Annotated in this window: 16 protein-coding genes and 1 tRNA gene; 11 read left to right on the forward strand and 6 right to left on the reverse strand. The window is 48.2% G+C overall.

Going from position 1 to position 15,773, the window contains the following annotated elements:
- Positions 1-7: 7 nt before the first annotated feature.
- From IPJ68_04005 to IPJ68_04015, 3 genes are all read right to left on the reverse strand, one after another.
- On the reverse strand, positions 8-664 hold the full coding sequence (locus IPJ68_04005) for a DUF1211 domain-containing protein (GenBank protein ID QQR78220.1): 657 nt from the start codon (positions 662-664) through the stop codon (positions 8-10).
- Between the two features lie 42 nt (positions 665-706).
- Entirely contained in the window at positions 707-1,246 is a 540-nt protein-coding gene (locus tag IPJ68_04010) for a hypothetical protein (protein QQR78221.1), read from the reverse strand.
- 152 nt (positions 1,247-1,398) lie between these two features.
- Positions 1,399-2,784, reverse strand: coding sequence for an MATE family efflux transporter (locus IPJ68_04015; GenBank protein QQR78222.1), 1,386 nt, complete (start codon positions 2,782-2,784; stop codon positions 1,399-1,401).
- 308 nt (positions 2,785-3,092) lie between these two features.
- On the opposite strand from IPJ68_04015, the gene IPJ68_04020 reads away from it, so the two are divergent.
- The 7 genes from IPJ68_04020 to IPJ68_04050 all read left to right on the forward strand — a co-directional run bounded on the left by IPJ68_04020 (position 3,093) and on the right by IPJ68_04050 (position 11,181).
- Positions 3,093-3,183, forward strand: a tRNA-Ser gene (locus IPJ68_04020).
- A 159-nt stretch (positions 3,184-3,342) separates the two neighbouring features.
- Positions 3,343-5,103, forward strand: a complete 1,761-nt coding sequence (locus tag IPJ68_04025) for an ABC transporter ATP-binding protein (protein QQR78223.1) — start codon at positions 3,343-3,345, stop codon at positions 5,101-5,103.
- 480 nt (positions 5,104-5,583) lie between these two features.
- Positions 5,584-6,276, forward strand: a complete 693-nt coding sequence (locus IPJ68_04030) for a methyltransferase domain-containing protein (GenBank protein ID QQR78224.1) — start codon at positions 5,584-5,586, stop codon at positions 6,274-6,276.
- 26 nt (positions 6,277-6,302) lie between these two features.
- The gene (locus tag IPJ68_04035; GenBank protein QQR78225.1) at positions 6,303-6,740 is read left to right on the forward strand and encodes a VOC family protein; all 438 of its coding nucleotides are present in this window, start codon (positions 6,303-6,305) and stop codon (positions 6,738-6,740) included.
- Between the two features lie 105 nt (positions 6,741-6,845).
- Positions 6,846-7,499 (forward strand): hypothetical protein, encoded by a 654-nt coding sequence (locus IPJ68_04040; GenBank protein ID QQR78226.1) that lies wholly within the window; start codon positions 6,846-6,848, stop codon positions 7,497-7,499.
- 120 nt (positions 7,500-7,619) lie between these two features.
- Positions 7,620-8,168 carry a hypothetical protein gene (locus IPJ68_04045; protein ID QQR78227.1) on the forward strand — a complete coding sequence of 183 codons (549 nt, stop codon included), beginning with the start codon at positions 7,620-7,622 and terminating at the stop codon, positions 8,166-8,168.
- 4 nt (positions 8,169-8,172) lie between these two features.
- A complete protein-coding gene (locus IPJ68_04050; GenBank protein QQR78228.1) occupies positions 8,173-11,181 on the forward strand; it encodes a hypothetical protein in 3,009 nt (1,002 codons plus the stop codon).
- Positions 11,182-11,229: 48 nt separating this feature from the next.
- Here IPJ68_04050 and IPJ68_04055 read toward each other — a convergent pair whose 3' ends face one another.
- Positions 11,230-11,565 carry a hypothetical protein gene (locus tag IPJ68_04055; GenBank protein QQR78229.1) on the reverse strand — a complete coding sequence of 112 codons (336 nt, stop codon included), beginning with the start codon at positions 11,563-11,565 and terminating at the stop codon, positions 11,230-11,232.
- A 327-nt stretch (positions 11,566-11,892) separates the two neighbouring features.
- Between IPJ68_04055 and IPJ68_04060 the strand changes: the two genes are divergently transcribed.
- Positions 11,893-12,480 (forward strand): NUDIX domain-containing protein, encoded by a 588-nt coding sequence (locus tag IPJ68_04060; protein ID QQR78230.1) that lies wholly within the window; start codon positions 11,893-11,895, stop codon positions 12,478-12,480.
- 18 nt (positions 12,481-12,498) lie between these two features.
- Here IPJ68_04060 and IPJ68_04065 read toward each other — a convergent pair whose 3' ends face one another.
- Both IPJ68_04065 and IPJ68_04070 read right to left on the reverse strand, forming a co-directional pair.
- Complete coding sequence (locus IPJ68_04065) at positions 12,499-13,125, reverse strand: class I SAM-dependent methyltransferase (protein QQR78231.1); 627 nt, start codon at positions 13,123-13,125, stop codon at positions 12,499-12,501.
- Positions 13,122-13,763, reverse strand: a complete 642-nt coding sequence (locus IPJ68_04070) for a hypothetical protein (GenBank protein QQR78232.1) — start codon at positions 13,761-13,763, stop codon at positions 13,122-13,124. The genes IPJ68_04065 and IPJ68_04070 overlap by 4 nt, the downstream gene beginning before the upstream one ends.
- A gap of 162 nt (positions 13,764-13,925) precedes the next feature.
- Here IPJ68_04070 and IPJ68_04075 point away from each other — a divergent pair, with 162 nt between their 5' ends.
- The 3 genes from IPJ68_04075 to IPJ68_04085 all read left to right on the forward strand — a co-directional run bounded on the left by IPJ68_04075 (position 13,926) and on the right by IPJ68_04085 (position 15,760).
- A complete protein-coding gene (locus IPJ68_04075) occupies positions 13,926-14,639 on the forward strand; it encodes a SurA N-terminal domain-containing protein (protein QQR78233.1) in 714 nt (237 codons plus the stop codon).
- Positions 14,640-14,846: 207 nt separating this feature from the next.
- On the forward strand, positions 14,847-15,185 hold the full coding sequence (locus IPJ68_04080; protein QQR78234.1) for a helix-turn-helix transcriptional regulator: 339 nt from the start codon (positions 14,847-14,849) through the stop codon (positions 15,183-15,185).
- On the forward strand, positions 15,182-15,760 hold the full coding sequence (locus tag IPJ68_04085; GenBank protein QQR78235.1) for a DNA-3-methyladenine glycosylase I: 579 nt from the start codon (positions 15,182-15,184) through the stop codon (positions 15,758-15,760). The genes IPJ68_04080 and IPJ68_04085 overlap by 4 nt, the downstream gene beginning before the upstream one ends.
- The last annotated feature ends 13 nt before the right edge of the window (positions 15,761-15,773 follow it).

A 15,773-nucleotide genomic window follows, 5' to 3' on the forward strand; every position in this document is an offset into this window, starting at 1 on the left:
ACTGTGTTCAATGAACCCGCTGTTCTGCCTCGGCGAAATGGATCAGCCGATCGACTGGGCCCGGCAAGATATAGGCCAGTGGGACGAGGATATAGAGACCGAGACTCCAGCGCGGGTCGATGAAGGCGAGCAATACCGCCAGCCCATACCCCGCCGATGCAAAGCGAATGACCTTGCGACCAAGTGCGATGATTGCCGGGTCCAAGTCCTGTCTGATCAGCCGCCGATGACGGGTCGCATGCCACCAAATCAGGCTGAAGAACACACCCGCGAGGAACAGCGTCGTCCCGTACAAGACCACGGCCGTCAGGTCTTCGCTATAGGTGCCGATGAGCGCCGCCGGAAAAGGAAAGAATGAGACCATCATGAGGAGGAGGGTATTGAATCCGATAAGGAGTCGATCAGCCCGGACAATATAGTGAAACATGATCGTATGCCCCATCCAGAAGATGCCGATCACAGAAAAGCCGATGGCGAAGCTAAGAATTTTCGGCCAAAGGAGAACGACCGTGTCAAAGAGCGTACCCGAATGGAGTTCCGTCGATTCGAGTGCGGGTTCAGCGATACCGAGGACCAGGAGCGTGATGGCGATCGCAAAGACGCCATCACTGAAAGCCTCTACCCTCGCGGTCGTCAGTCCTGGTCGGGATTGTGTATTTTGCATGGGTATGAGTACGGATAACGAATGTTTCTCGATCACTCCTCCTTACCTCGCCTTCTCGAGTTTCGGATAGTGACAACGCGGATTGGGGATCTCATCGGGATCGAGACAGCATTGGCGGTCAATATGTACCTTTTTGCCCTGATAACTCTTGTGCGGGTCATCATCCTTATGGGCGCAGACATTTTTGCCATTTACTTTTCTCACCTGACTCGCTATCGGCGGGGCCTGCGAAAACGGGATCACAATCTGGTTCGGCTTCTTGGTCTGTTTGGGAATCTTCACCGGAGCCGATGGGGCCGCTTTCACTTTCGGTCGAACGGGCACTGGTTTCTGCTCCGGCGCTTCTTCTGGCTCGTCTACACCCGCCTGATACGCCGTGAATTCATGCCAGGCTGGTGCATACTCGACTGGTATGGTGGCCGCTGGTGTGGGGAAAACTGGCGGATCATCTTCCGGCTCCGGAGGAGGGAGCGCGGGAGTCGGTGGCTCTACCGTCACTCCGGCGACACCAAAAACAAACACCGACAGGGAAGATATCAAAACCCGCTTGGAGGCCGCGTATGCAACTGCTGTGCTCGTCATATCAACCGTTCTATCATTCCATCCCCCACGAGGGATCCAATCAGAGTATCAGTCCACACCATCACACTGCACCGACACGCGTACTCACTTCTTCCCCACCGCACGCCCCTCTATTCTAGAGCACATCCTCAAATCCCTGAAGACCCAGAGAACTACCCCTCTCGTCCGGACACTATCGCGTGAGGAGGCGCGATTGTCAAGCAGCGATCCAGTACCCGCCACGCATACAAAAGAGTGATGATGGCCGCCGACCAAGTGATACCAAAGATACCCCACCACACACCATCGATCCCCAGGCCCAAGGCCGTAGTGAGGAGCGGGAAAACGAGCACCGGGGCGAGGATCTGCCGATAGAGTCCGATCGCGACAGGATAGACCGGGCGCTTCATCCCCTGCAAAAGCGAGACCGCGACAAAGAGTATCGCGTAGGCTAGAAAGATAAAGGCTGCGATCTTCAGGTAGTGACTCCCGATATTCGCCACGTCAGCATCGGCCGTGAAGAATTCCATCAGAGTCCCCGAGAGGAAGAATACCAACACACTCCCGACCGCCATGATGGTGAGGCCATACCAGAGGCAGAGACGAAAGGTTTCCCGGACCCGGTCGAACTGCTTGGCACCATTGTTCTGTCCGACGATGGTCAGGCAGGCGATGGTGAGACCGATCGTCGGGAGGAGGGCAATCTGCTCGATCCGGGTGGCGATCCCATAGGCCGCGACGGCGTTCTCGCCAAAGCCAGCAATGAAGTGCGTGATGATGAAAATTCCCACCCCAATCGTCGCGAGGTTCAGACTGGCTGGGACGGCCTGCCGGGCGATTTCACGAAAGATCTGCATGTCCGGTACGAAATCTCTGAGCGACACCTGAGCGATGAAGTCAACCCTGACGACCTGTCGGTAGAGGTAGAGGACGCCGGCGATCTGGATCAGTATGGTCGCGAGTGCGATCCCTCGGAAACCGAGGGCTGGCAGTCCGAATCCCCCATACAGAAACCAGGGATCGAGGAGCACGTTCAGAAAGAAACCAACTATGAGAAAATTCCGATACGTGCGCGTATCACCGGCCGCCTGCAGAAACGCGTTGAACACACTGAGCAACATGAAACAGACCGACCCATAGAAGATCACGTCCATGTATTCGAGGGCGAGCGCCAGTGTCGTCCCCTCGGCTCCGAGCAACCGAAAGAGCGCCGGAGAGAACGCCAGTCCCGCGAGTGTCAGGAAAAGCGACAACACAAGCGCGAAAGAAACCGACTGTGCGGCATACCGATGCACGAGGTCCGTTTGCTTGGCACCGATCAGGTTGGCGATGAGCGCCGTGATACCCGTCGATGTCCCCGCATCAAAGATGATGATGAGAAAGAAGACCGGAAAGGAAAACGTCAGTGCGGCCAGCGCCTCGGTCGAGACCTGTCCGCCGAAATACGTATCGACCACATTGAACATCGTGTTGAAGAAGAACCCCACCATAACCGGCAAGGAAACCAGCTTGATCAGTTTCGGTATCGGTGCGGCGGTGAGACTGAGTTCAGAGGCCATTAGGGTAGAAATATTATTACGCTCACTCTTTCGTTTCGGTCCACTCGGCTTTTACTCCTCCACTATAAGGCAAATCCGAGAATCCCTGAAGGGCCGGCGGATTCCGTGCACCGACTCGAAAGATTATGGCTTGATAGAGGGGCGGCACCGTGCTACTGTGGCAAAAGCATACCGCATTGGAGAGGTGGTCCCGCTTGACGGGACTGAAGGCACTTCACTCCGCCAGGGTGGGGCCGCGTCCCGCTTGATGCGGGACTAACATGGCAGGGATTGCTCTCCCTCGAAAATGTTCTCAGACAATAGAAATTGGAGAGGTGGCCGAGCTGGCTGAAGGCACCACACTGCTAACGTGGCAGGGATTAATCTCCCTCGAGGGTTCGAATCCCTCCCTCTCCGCCATGACCAATCCCCGGGCCTCTTCAGAGGCTTGGGGATTTGGTTTATAGTGGGAGAGTGAAGGAGATGAGAAGTTTATACCCCGGAGGGGTAAATCCCTCCCTCTCCGCCATCTTAGAGATAGCACGAGCCATTTTTTAATTGTTTCCCAATTTTAGTGTAATGAAAGCTAATTTTTCAAGAATTTTTTTCTATATCTGGCCTCATGCTCGGAAACATTGGGTATCTTGCACCCTAGTGTTTTCAGGCTACGCGGTTGGGGTAGCGTTCGACAGTATCCTTAGGCCGTATATCTACAAAGAGCTCATTGACGCGCTCTCTTCGGGTGGGGAAAGAGAAGTAATTATTGAGCGAACCATGTTTTTGTGGTTCTTGCTCTGTGGTTCGATTATTTTACATAACATTGGTTTTCGTATGGGAGATTACGCGAACTCGTATTTCCAAAGCAACATCATGAAGGAACTCCATGATACGGCATTTCGAAGACTGCTTCGTCACTCGTACCACTTCTTTTCCAATAATTTCTCAGGGAGCATAGTCGCTAAAGCAAAGCGTTTTACCCGATCGTTCGAAACCTTTTTCGATGTCGTCAGTTTCCAACTCTGGTTCTCTTTGTTGGTATTGACCGGTATTATTGTTGTGCTGTTCATCAAAGCACCGGTTTTGGCGTGGATATTTCTTGCCTGGACCGCCGTGTACATTTTCATCACCGGCTTGTTTATCCGGAAGAAAATAGGATATGACCTGAGTGAAGCGGAAGCAGACTCTTCTGTTACCGCTCGCCTAGCCGATTCCATACTCAACGTCCTCAACATCAAAGTGTTCGGTGCCGATAAGCAGGAAAGGAAAAGCTTCCAGGCCGTTACGGCAGATGAGGAAGAGAAGCGTCGCCGGGCGTGGAACTATGGTAACTTTCAGTATACTGTCCAAGGGTGCCTCATGGGAATCTTGCAGGTCTCTGTTATTTTTCTTTCTATACGGCTCTGGTCTGCAGGAGAGCTTTCCATTGGCATGATCGTGCTGTTGCAGCTTTACATGCTTAATTTGTTTGATATTCTCTGGAACCTTGGGAAATCTCTTACTAAAGCAGTGAAGGCGATGACCGAGATGAAAGAAGTGGTGGATATTTTTGACTTGCCTATTGAAATTGCTGACCCAGCCTCTCCGCAAAAGCTAGCGATTAAAGATGGCCATATTGTTTTTAATGACGTTACCTTTCGGTATCAGGACGGCGTATCTGTTTTTGAAAGTTTCTCGCTTGAAATACAGCCGGGAGAGCGCATCGGCCTGGTTGGGCACTCTGGCGCCGGCAAATCAACCATTACCAAGCTTCTTCTTCGGTTCGCTGATGTTAACCAAGGAAGTATTCTTATTGATGGCCAAGACATCCGGACACTGACTCAAAACGACCTACGCTCCGTTATCTCTTATGTACCCCAAGATTCCATTTTGTTTCACAGGAGCATTCGGGAAAATATCGCCTACGGAAAGCCAGAAGCCACTGACCAAGAAATCCAAGAAGTGGCTAAAAAAGCCCATGCCCATGGATTCATTGCCAAACTCTCTAATGGCTACGAAACATTGGTAGGAGAGCGCGGCGTAAAACTCTCGGGCGGTGAACGCCAGCGCGTCGCCATTGCGAGGGCAATGCTAAAGAATTCTCCCATCCTTGTCCTGGACGAAGCGACCAGTTCTCTTGATAGTGTGAGTGAGGCTTATATTCAAGAAGCTTTCATCGAACTTATGAAGGAAAAAACCACGCTCGTGATTGCTCACCGCTTAAGTACCATTCAAAAAATGGATAGAATTGTCGTCCTGGAGGACGGCGCTATTGTTGAAGTTGGTACCCACAAAGAATTGCTTGCCAAACAAGGCGTATACGCGAATCTTTGGAGTCATCAGAGTGGAGGCTTCATCGAATAGAGCCATATTCATTTCTTTGATAGAGGTTATCCCGCACGGGATGCGTCGAAGAAAATCTTGAAATCGTGCTAAAATCTCCTTAACTGGCTTGATTTCTGGAGGTTCTAACTCGAGATGGCCCGCAGCGTAACAAAGTGAAGCAAGGATGAGGAGAAAGTGCCCTGCGGCACTTTCGTGAGGGTGAGAAAGACGGAGCGATGTTTTGCCGAGCACGCAAAACCGCGAGTCGGGGTCGCGGAAGTTCATGAGCGACGGCGAGTGAACTATCTGTGACCGAATCCCTCCCTCTCCGCCATGACCAATCCCCGGGCCTCTTCAGAGGTTTGGGGATTTGTTCTATAGTGGAGAGGAAGGAGATGAGAAGTTTATACCCCGGAGGGGTAAATCCCTCCCTCTCCGCAGAAGGAAAATTTTTATTCTGTTTTTGAGAAGAAGCAGTAAAGCGTAATAGGAAGATACTAGGGACTTCCATTTTAAGCTATGCCTGAACCAACCTGGCCAAAATCTGAAAAACCAGAGGAAGAACCGAGGGAGAAGCTCTCTGAAACCTTGCTTGGATATGACAATCCAAAAATGGCAGAAATCTTAGCCGAGACCGAGGAGGTCTTCAGTCACAATATAAGTGCTTCTAATGGAATGACGCATCTTTACGGCGATCTTGCCTACCCCCTTATGCCGCCAGAATTTGTGAGATTGCTCGATACCATAAAAGGAGAGGTACAGGGTGGAATATTCGTAGATGCCGGATGCGGGAGTTCACCTGATGTACGAGCCGCCGGAAGACTCGGGATCAATAGAGTGGTAGGCATAGATCTTTTGTCACGGCCGGCCGATAGTCCTGACCCAAAAATTCAGCCCTATACTGAAGATGAGTTCTGGCAAGGGAAGACGATCCTTAAGATTGGAGATGAGATTACCAGAGGATTGGCTCGTATGAAATCGAGCATGGTTAATATAGTGCATATGCGAGCCCTGGATATTTTTTCAGGGGATGAAGAGCTTTGCCTCGATGAAATACACAGGGTATTAAAGGATGGTGGATATTTTATCCTCGACAGTAGCGGGAACTCTATATTCCGTAAGTTCGACCTGAATAAATTCGAGGAAGTTATCAATTATGGCGATGAAATGAGAATACTCAAGAAAAAGACAATGGAAGATTTGGTTAAATAATATTAATAAATCGAGAAAAATACACTATGGCAACAATCAATCCTTATATTAACTTCAACGGAAATGCCGAAGAAGCGTTTACGTTTTACAAATCCATTTTCGGTGGAGAATTCGCTGGTATTACTCGTTTCAAAGACATAGCAAGCGCCGAGTTCCCAGTACCCGAAAATGAGGCAAATAAAATAATGCGCATTGCTCTGCCTATCGGCAAAAACATGTTAATTGCCAATGACGTTCCAGAAAGCATGGGACGGGTGAGCGAAAACGAGAACAGATCCAAAATAGCAGTCAGCGCAGAAAGCAAAGAAGAGGCCGATAGAATATGGAGCGGCCTTTCGGCAGGTGGGGCAGTCGAGATGCCGATGGCAGAAAGCCCTTGGGGCACCTATTTTGCAATGTTTAGAGACAAATATGGCATTGAATGGACCGTGGAATTTGATCCAAAAAATAACGGAAAAAAATAATCATAACTTAGACTCGCGTGCCTCAGTAGAGTCTTAAAAAGACTCCCAGATTACCCTTCAACGGCCTTATCACTGGGTACTGAACCCGAGTGGCCCGCCAAGAATATGAAAAACATCTTGGACATAGATGATCTGTATCGGGCAACTATTATGGTTCTCAGCGACCGTCCTCATGAAACGGTTGACGCTGCTTTCTATCATGCCCGCTCTCGGGGGGATGAATTACACGAGTTTGTCGCAACTCTTTTCCTGAAAGAACACGTGATGGAGAAAGTTGTCATTAACGGCTCGGATGGGCGGCACAAGGAAATGAATGATCCGGGAGCGGTTTGGCTTGGCGCGAATGCATGGGCATCGTCACTCAGAATGCGGGGCGTTTCCTCGCGGATTATTCTGCATACTCCTCCTGCCTATGATACGCGAGAAGAAAGTCTCGCTTTCATTACTCTTGCTCAGAAGAAGGGCTGGAAAAGTGCAGTGATAGTCTCGCAGCCGCACCAGGTCCTGCGAGCCATGCTCAATGCGGTGGCGGCCATGCAGGAGCTCGGATACACCATGCGGATCTATGCTGTAGCGCCAAGTTCTGTTGCGTGGGAGAAGCTCGTCTACGGATCCCAAGGAGAGGAATGCTTGCCGCTCTCTGAACATATCCTGCCAGAGCGAAACCGCATCATCTCTTCTCATCGTGAGTATAAGCTCCTCCCGATTCTTCCACGCCTCTTTCAGTATTGGAAAGATCGCGAGAAGATTCAAAGTTAATCGCATACTGATAGTTCGAATCCCGCCCTCTCCGCACTGAGTATTTATTATCGGATGACCCGAGTGCCCGAAGATATAGGGCATGTAGATTATAGTCCCCGGAGGGTGTAAAGTTTCAACATGGATGAATCCAAAGATCCACTATTAAGTGAGCAAGAGGGTGTCTCAACAGGAGGATATGAATACTCCTTTGTTGCTATTCCCAAGCGCCACATAGTGATCGTCGCTGCCTATATCCAACTGATATGGAAAGTGAAGAATTTTGAGAAAACAGTTTCCCCTGAGCAGGTGCTCGAAAATACAAAATCCCTTTTCCGGGAGAACCAAGATAGGATTTCCGATAGTCTGTGGAAGGAACACTGCGCCGGATCTTTGAGAGAACTATTAGATTGCCACATGTCAGATCTGCCCTATGCACTTGCATCTCTACCTCCTCAAACGAACAGTACCGGGCAGCGCGAGCAGATATATGCGGACCTACAGTTATATAAGGAGTTTCTCAATGACCTCGCTCATTTGCAGGGAAACTCTGCTCTCAAGAATGCACGGTTGATACTGGGAGATACTACCCTGGCAGACATCGACGACAGAGTATTTGATAAAATATGCACACAGTTCATCGACCTGCTCTATAGTCTCTTCAGACAACATTGTATGAAAGGCGACTAATACTATGAACCAAATCGATTTACATAAAAAAATTGACGAATTAGTAAAAAAATCACCCCTTCTGGAAATGAAGGAGGAAGTTTCTGTATTCATGGAAAATGAGGATGCGAAAAGCTATTTTTATTCTACTGCAGATGAAAAATGGCTTCCTTGGCTTTGGAAAAATTCATTTTTGGAATCAATAAAGGAAAAAGCTCAAGACTTAGATCGCTACAGTTACCGTACCCCAGAGCTGAACTACTTGGCCCGTATGGCTGAAAAGGATCCAAAAACGGTAACTGATATTTTATTGGATACCCCGATTTCTTCTAGTAATTTCAATCCGGAAGTAGTTGATAGATTCTTTTGGATAGCTAGTGAGTTACCAGCGGAAGAGCTGACAAGAGTAATTCCAAAAATGCGCGATGAGAAATGGATCTTCCTCATGAACAATTTTAATAGTCACGTTGGCTTCAAATTTGAAAGCATGTTTAAGACACTAAGCAAGGCAGGCGACGATAAGCATGCCCTTATTCTTAGTGATATACTCTTTGAAGTTCGGAAAAAAGATGCCCCAGAAGAAGACAAGGACTTGTGGACCGAGAACCCATTTTACTTTAAAGACCTGGAATATTCTGGGGTATTCGATTTCCTTGAAGAAGTAAATGAAAAATATCTTAGTGAGTCGCTATCCTTAGTATCGAGTACGATGGGAAAGGTGATTCTGTTTAATGCAGATAAGCGTGAGCCTCGAAGCGCATTTTCTGTTGGTGATGGCCTGGCTTTTTACGAAATAGACTTTTTCTCGCTGGAAACAGGTCAGAAAAAACATACATCTTATCGTGATGATGTACGAGACCTCGTAGCGACCATGAAAACATTGGCAATACGCGCCTTTAAAGAGAGCTGTCCTGATAAGGAAAAAACGCAAGCTATTTTTGATGCTTACATAGCTACACTACCAGATAGTCAGGCTATGTGGCGCTTTCGCCTATTCGTTTATAGCCTCTGTCCAGATATTTTTAGTAAAGATATCAAGAAGGCCCTACTCCGTCTTTCAGAGGTCGAAAATCCGCACGATATTACTATGGGAGCAGAATATCAACAACTCCTAAGACGGAGTTTAGATTTGTTTTCTGATCCAGAAAAGCAGAAGTTTAAAGAGGTTATTCTAGGAACTTTTTCAGACTTAGGTAATGAAAAACTTTCCAAGGGGGATGTATTTGGTATATTTTCTATCATTCAAAATTGGCTGACTGAAGAGGAGAAGGAGAAGGCTGAAAAATATATTGGCCAAACACTGAAATCAGATTTCCAGCCAGAGCCCATGATTGGAAAAATGCGAGGTGGTTACGTTCAAGAGAAATCAGTGGTGTCTTCTGAAGAGTTGGCAGCTATGAGTGTGGTTGATATTTCTAAGAAACTGCAGAAAGATTGGATACCAAAAAATTTAACACGCGAAGAATATACTGAGAGCTCTATTATTGAATATAGTGCAGAAGGCTTAGGAAAGGCGATCCAGGATGACATGACTAAGAGATTCCAAGATTACATCCAGAACGCCCCTCTGTTCTTTGAACGGGAATTATTGGATGCGCACTATACTTACATCTTTGTACGAGGTGTCTATGAGGTTATTAAAAATACGAAAGGAAGTTTGGATATTGAGTGGGAAGGGCTATTCGGTCTAATTTCGTCAGTCATTACTTCATTTGAAAAGATTCCTGTAGAAGATGGAAAGAGAAAAAGAGATGGGGGGCACGTTTGGCTGGCTGGCTGGGATGCGGTGCATAACGCCATGGCAGAGGTAATGGAAGTGCTCCTTAAACAACGTGAGGATAAGACGGATGTAATCGAATTCAAAAAGTACAGAGATAAAATCCTAGTAATAATTAGATACCTTTTGGCGCATCCAAATCCTGATTTGGAAAGCGAGGTGTGCACGCCTCGATCAAATCAATCTTCAACTGGGAAGGGCCAATACGATTGTTCCGATCCTTTCACTCACGCAATTAACTCTGTTCGTGGAAAAGCTTTTGAAGCATTAATAAGCTTTGTCTATAAGGACGGAGAACAATTTCCGAAAGAAGCTCCTGTAAAAGTTTCTTCTGATGTCGTAGCTATATACGAAGAACTTCTTGGTCGGGAAAATACCCGGGCAATTATGTTTTTGTTTGGGCATTACTTGCCCTCTATCTACTTCCGTGACAAAAAATGGACTAGGACTTTATTCGATAAGTTATTCGGATTCGATACGCCTAAGCGAGACCTTGCTCTTGCGGCATGGGAAGGCTACTTAACGAATAATCTTTACAACGAGATCTTCCAAGAATTGGAACCTTATTACTCTCGTGCTATTGAATTAAAACGAGAAGATTATACTCCACGAGAGTATTTCAAGGATCTTGATGAAGTATTAGCAACGCATGTCGCGCTAGCTTTTATGCATTTTCCCCAGTTCACTTATGAATCAGCGCTTTTTAAAAAGTTCTGGCAAGAAAAGAATCTTAAAAGACAGACTGAATTTATCTCATTTATCGGTCGTTATTCTATATCTCGAGACCAGGCTAAGGAATGGTTAAAGAAAAGTAAAATAGATTCTAAGAAGTTGGAAAGTTTTTGGGATTGGATTTTAGAGGCACCAGTAGATCCAAAGGTGTTTGAATCATTTGGATTTTGGATGGATGCCGAATGGAATGTTTTTGATCCTGCTTGGCAAGCTGAGCGCACACGAAAGACGCTAGAAAAAACAGGTGGTGCAATAGAGTGGAATCATAATCTTCAAGAATCGCTCCCTATCTTCGCAAAGGTATCCCCTCAAGACACTCTAACAATACTGAAATTGCATCTAGAATATGTTGCTAAGAAAGCTCCGCAACAGGGTTGGTTTCATCTTGATGACAAAGTTCAAGAAGTATTTCAGTTCCTCTACGAAAATCCTGAGACTAAAAAAGGAACTTACAACCTCATAGATATTTTATTGCCGCTTAGTAATGGAATGTTCTGGAAACTTAAAGATATCGTGAAGGAGTAATTTTGGAATAGTAAAAACCGCCTGTGAGGGCGGTTTTTACTAAGTTACTTATTGGATATTCACGAGTGTCTTACAGCCCGTATCCATAGTGCCCGTTACTTTCGCTTCTTGTTCTAGGAACTCACAGGAAGCTTTCTTGTCGAAGTTCTGCCAGTTAATCTTTCCATGGGTTGGCTTATCGATGAAGTAGGTAAGCACAACATCGTTTTTCTTGTTTCCATAACGATCAGTTGTTTCGGCATAGTACCAGACAATGACATCGTAGGCCTGGATACTCGGAACATCGTACACCGTTTGGAAGATGGAGGTGGAAAGTTCTCCTGTATCCCTGAGAAGCGAGTTTTTACTGTAGAAGCTTTTGAGGTCAACTTTAACCGTCACCATTTTGGTATCTTTGGGACGAGAAAGCCAGCTATACCAAGCTTGGGTTTGAGAAGCCGGTTCTAGAGAAGGATGTTATCCTCGGATTCGGCCTCCAAGATGCCAAATCAGGCCGAGGAGAGTATGAGAGCCATCATGAACTCCAGAAACTTCTCAAAGATGCTCTAAGCCCTACAAATTGGCGTCTCATGAGCGATGGAGTCACTTATCGCCTTGGATTCCTCCAAGGGCGCTTAAGGGGCGTAGAAGGTGAGGAAAAGCTCAAAGACCTCCTAGAATCCGAGCAAAAGAAAAGAGACAAGAAAGTAATTAAATAGCATTAATACCTCTATGCACCGAAAACCATTTCTCCAGCTTCTCAAAGAATACGAGTTAACAGCTTCTCCTGACGAGAAAGAAGCTGTCGCAGAGCTTATTCAATATGTTTCAGAAAATCCAAACTGCTTCGGACGAGAAGCGAAAGATGGTGCCAAACATATTGCTGCTTCGGTCTTGCTCATCACGAGAGATTTCAAGAAAGCACTCTTTCTCTGGCATACAAAGATAGGGAGGTGGACACAGCCAGGTGGCCATGCCGATGGCAATCCCGACTTGCAAGGCGTTGCGCTCAAAGAGCTTGAGGAAGAAACAGGAATTACAGGCGCTCAGCTGGTGAGGCCCGCTCCCTTGGACATCTACCGCTTTGATTATCCGTCTGAAGTCTTCGGTTATCGGAAAAGTATTTACAATCTTTGTTTTGCTGCTTTCCTGCCAGAAGGACAGGAGCCAAAGATAATGGAGCCTGAGAAATGTAAGGAAATGCACTTGGCTACTCCCGAAGAAGCCTTGGTCATGATTCAATCCGTGCATCATGAAGGGACAGAGCGACTCATCCGAAAATGGCAGGCTTTGGCAAAGAAAAAAGAAGCAAGGGCGTAGCAATGCTTCTTTCGAAGTTCAATCTTTCCGAGCGAGGACCCAGAGGTGGCTTTCGGCGCTGCCGAAGTCTTTCTCATTGGCCATCTTCAGTATCGTGAAGCCGCTTTCCGTGATCATTCGCATGTTCGTTTCGGCATCAAAGAAACTCCAGGCCATCTCCGCACCGCAGAACGATTCTCGTTCTTTGTAGGGAACGTCCTCGGTACCAACCGTGATGAGAAGGTGCCCTTTCGGCTTGAGAAGTGCGCCGACCTTTGAGAGCAATTCTTGGTGCCGCTCTCTTGGTACGTGGAAGAGCGAATACAGGGCGATCGCTCCATCGTAGTGCAGAGGAGTGAAAGGATGGTTCAGGAAGTCGCCCAGGATGTACTCTGCTTCCGGAACGCTCTTCTTGGCTTTCTTGAGATGCTTCGAAGAAAGCTCGATACCTGTCACCGAGAAACCCTGTTGTACCAGGTAGAGGTCGTAGGGCACTCCAGGACCGGAACCAAGATCCAGCACGCTTGATTGCGCTGGAAGATTTGATCGCAGCTCTTCGAAGAACCCGGCCTCAAAGTCATTGAGTGACTGACGATTGCGGTAGACCACTTCGTAGTCACCCTTTTCGTAGCCTCGTTTCACTATATCCTGCATTTTCTTCTTCACGCTAACCTCCGTAAACAGGTTTGGTTGAGGGGGCAGGTATCAGACTGGGGAGAGGATTCATGACAGAAATGCCTGCCTACAGACCAGAGTGCAGTACCGAGTAAAGCTGGAAACTGAGGGTAGTTTGCTTGCAAACAGTCATGCAGTTCCTTCAGTCCATCCTTGGTATCGGTGTCGAATAGACCGCTCCTGGAGAGAACCCGCTTGAGATGCACATCGAGAGCTAATGGGAGGCTACCGATATCCGTAAAATGAATGCCGAAGTCTCTTGCAAGCATGAGGATCGCAAGATTCGCTTTCTTTTCGCCGATCCCGCTTAACTTGAGGAAGTTCTTTCGAGCGGTAGCGACTGTTCCGTCGCCCTTCCACAAGTTTTCTGATTGGGCATCAAACTCAGATACCAACACCGCACAGCTTGCGATGAGATACCTCGCCATGTTGCCGGGATACCTGTGGAGTGCTTTTTTCTCTGCGACAACCCGCTTCAGCTCCTCTATGTTCATTGAGGCAATCTTTTGGGCATCAAGATGTCCTAGACGTTCCTGCAAGACGAGAGGTGCCTCCCAAGCTAAGCGTGATTGGATGCTCTGATCAAAGATGAGTCCGATCACAAAAGCGAGTGGGTTGCTGAATATCAAGGCGTTCGCTTTCTCTGAGTGCGAGTACCCCTTCTCTTCCGAGGACTCCTCCCTCCATATCGACTCCCCCTGAAGTAGTCCCTCTTTCACTGGGCTCAACCATCTTCGACAGATTAGGATTTTCTTGCTAAACTTTAGGGCATTAATCCGCTTTTTTTGCGTATGGAAAATCCCGCGACAGCTGCAGCGACCACCCTGCCAACAGAATCCACCCCGGCCCCGAAAGTGAAACAGTCAAAGCGCCAGGTCAGCAACCGGACCCTCATCCTCGGATTCATCGCCGCCTTTATCCTCGGGAGTGCCTACGGCTATCGCAGTCTCTTCATCGCGGCGACCATCGACGGCCAACCCGTGAGCCGCCTCGCCGTCATCCGGCAACTGGAAAAGCAAGGGGGTGAAAACGCGCTCAACGCGCTCATCACCGAGCGACTTATCGCGGCCGAAGCCGTCCGTGCTGGAGTAGTTGTCGATCCAGCCGACATCGACAAAGAGATTGAGAATATCAAGTCACAAGTGAGCGCCCAAGGCATGACGCTCGATGATGCGCTCGCCCAGCAAGGTATGACGCTCGATGATGTCCGCGAACAAATCACAACTCAGCAGCAATTGAAACTCATCCTTGGCGATTCCTTGAACGTCACTGACGCCGACATTGATGACTACATCGCCAAGACCAAACTCACGGTTCCGAAAAACATGAGCGAAGAAGATTTCCGATCCAAGATTAAAGCACAGCTCAACAGCCAGAAGTTCGGGACGGAAGCCGACCGCTGGATCACTGCCGCCCGCGAAAAAGCCGATATCAAGTACTTTGTCGGCTATGGCAAGGCCCCGGTCACAGAACCAGCAACGGCCACTGGCAGCGCCACTCCCTAAGTTACCAGTCATCTCCCTTTTCCGATAACAACATCAGCTCACCTATTCCTGGTAGGCTGATGTTTTATTTTTTAACTTCTGTAGTAAGCTAGAGACTTAATATAGCGAGGACGACGCGAGTTTCTAGGAGGTGGCTGAAGGCTATTGTTAGCTGTACACTTATATATTTCATATCTAGTACTATACTGACAGTAGTGATAATACCCTATGTATCAAGTGCCAGGTAAGAAATCCGTCCTCTCTACTAACTGCCCCAAACAGGCGCTTGAGATATTTGGTGATGCCCAGACACTTGCCATCATCGATACACTAGCCAGCGGTGAGCTCCGCTACTGCGCTCTCCAACGCGCCCTCGGCAACATGAACCCGGTCACGCTCGCCCGCCGGCTGAAGAAACTTGAAGCTGAGAGTATTATTGAGCGACGTGAGGAAACTATCGATAAATTGTCAGTTACCTACCGCTTGCAAGAGAAGGGTCGAGACATGCTCCCGGTCCTCCGAAGCATCAAGACTTTCGCCGAAACACACTTGAGAAATGGGATATGAGTCGAGTACGAACCGCTGAAAAAATTCGTTGTCATTGGGTACCCGCTGAGCATACTCTCTACGAACGCTACCACGATACCGAGTGGAGCGTACCGGTGAAGCGTGATCGGATATTCTTTGAGTTCCTCCTCCTCGAAAGTGCTCAGGCTGGTTTGTCTTGGGCGACCATTTTGAAGCGACGCGCTGGCTATGCCCAGGCTTTTGCTGGTTTCGATGCCGAACAAGTCGCCCGTTTTAGCAGCCGCGATATCGCCCGACTTATGAGTGACACCCGTATCATCCGGAATCGCCTGAAGATTGTGAGTGCCATCAGCAATGCCCAAGTATTCCTTGCCATCCGCCAAGAGTTCGGCACCTTCTCGAAATATGTCTGGCGCTTTGTCGGAGGGAAACCGCAGCATTCACCCCGATGGAAGCCCCGCACCACGAGTCCCGAAGCCACGTCCCTGGCAGCTGATCTAAAACGTCGTGGTTTCAAATTCTTTGGCCCTGTGATCGCCTACGCCTTTATGCAAGCGACCGGGCTTGTCGATGACCACGAACCGACCTGCTTTCTCTCTCGTTCTAAAACCTAATCTTTCACAACTC

Source organism: Candidatus Moraniibacteriota bacterium, assembly GCA_016699425.1.
Classification (GTDB): domain Bacteria; phylum Patescibacteriota; class Minisyncoccia; order Moranbacterales; family UBA1568; genus SSEF01.

What these genes read in the sequence shown, in the direction of transcription:
- IPJ68_04060 (QQR78230.1), top strand. Translation starts at nt 11,893, where the DNA reads ATGCACCGAAAACCATTTCTCCAGCTTCTCAAAGAATACGAGTTAACA.
- IPJ68_04015 (QQR78222.1), bottom strand. Translation starts at nt 2,784, where the DNA reads ATGGCCTCTGAACTCAGTCTCACCGCCGCACCGATACCGAAACTGATC.
- IPJ68_04010 (QQR78221.1), bottom strand. Translation starts at nt 1,246, where the DNA reads ATGACGAGCACAGCAGTTGCATACGCGGCCTCCAAGCGGGTTTTGATA.
- IPJ68_04045 (QQR78227.1), top strand. Translation starts at nt 7,620, where the DNA reads ATGGATGAATCCAAAGATCCACTATTAAGTGAGCAAGAGGGTGTCTCA.
- IPJ68_04040 (QQR78226.1), top strand. Translation starts at nt 6,846, where the DNA reads ATGAAAAACATCTTGGACATAGATGATCTGTATCGGGCAACTATTATG.
- IPJ68_04050 (QQR78228.1), top strand. Translation starts at nt 8,173, where the DNA reads ATGAACCAAATCGATTTACATAAAAAAATTGACGAATTAGTAAAAAAA.
- IPJ68_04075 (QQR78233.1), top strand. Translation starts at nt 13,926, where the DNA reads ATGGAAAATCCCGCGACAGCTGCAGCGACCACCCTGCCAACAGAATCC.
- IPJ68_04030 (QQR78224.1), top strand. Translation starts at nt 5,584, where the DNA reads ATGCCTGAACCAACCTGGCCAAAATCTGAAAAACCAGAGGAAGAACCG.
- IPJ68_04005 (QQR78220.1), bottom strand. Translation starts at nt 664, where the DNA reads ATGCAAAATACACAATCCCGACCAGGACTGACGACCGCGAGGGTAGAG.
- IPJ68_04085 (QQR78235.1), top strand. Translation starts at nt 15,182, where the DNA reads ATGAGTCGAGTACGAACCGCTGAAAAAATTCGTTGTCATTGGGTACCC.
- IPJ68_04035 (QQR78225.1), top strand. Translation starts at nt 6,303, where the DNA reads ATGGCAACAATCAATCCTTATATTAACTTCAACGGAAATGCCGAAGAA.
- IPJ68_04055 (QQR78229.1), bottom strand. Translation starts at nt 11,565, where the DNA reads ATGGTGACGGTTAAAGTTGACCTCAAAAGCTTCTACAGTAAAAACTCG.
- IPJ68_04025 (QQR78223.1), top strand. Translation starts at nt 3,343, where the DNA reads ATGAAAGCTAATTTTTCAAGAATTTTTTTCTATATCTGGCCTCATGCT.
- IPJ68_04080 (QQR78234.1), top strand. Translation starts at nt 14,847, where the DNA reads ATGTATCAAGTGCCAGGTAAGAAATCCGTCCTCTCTACTAACTGCCCC.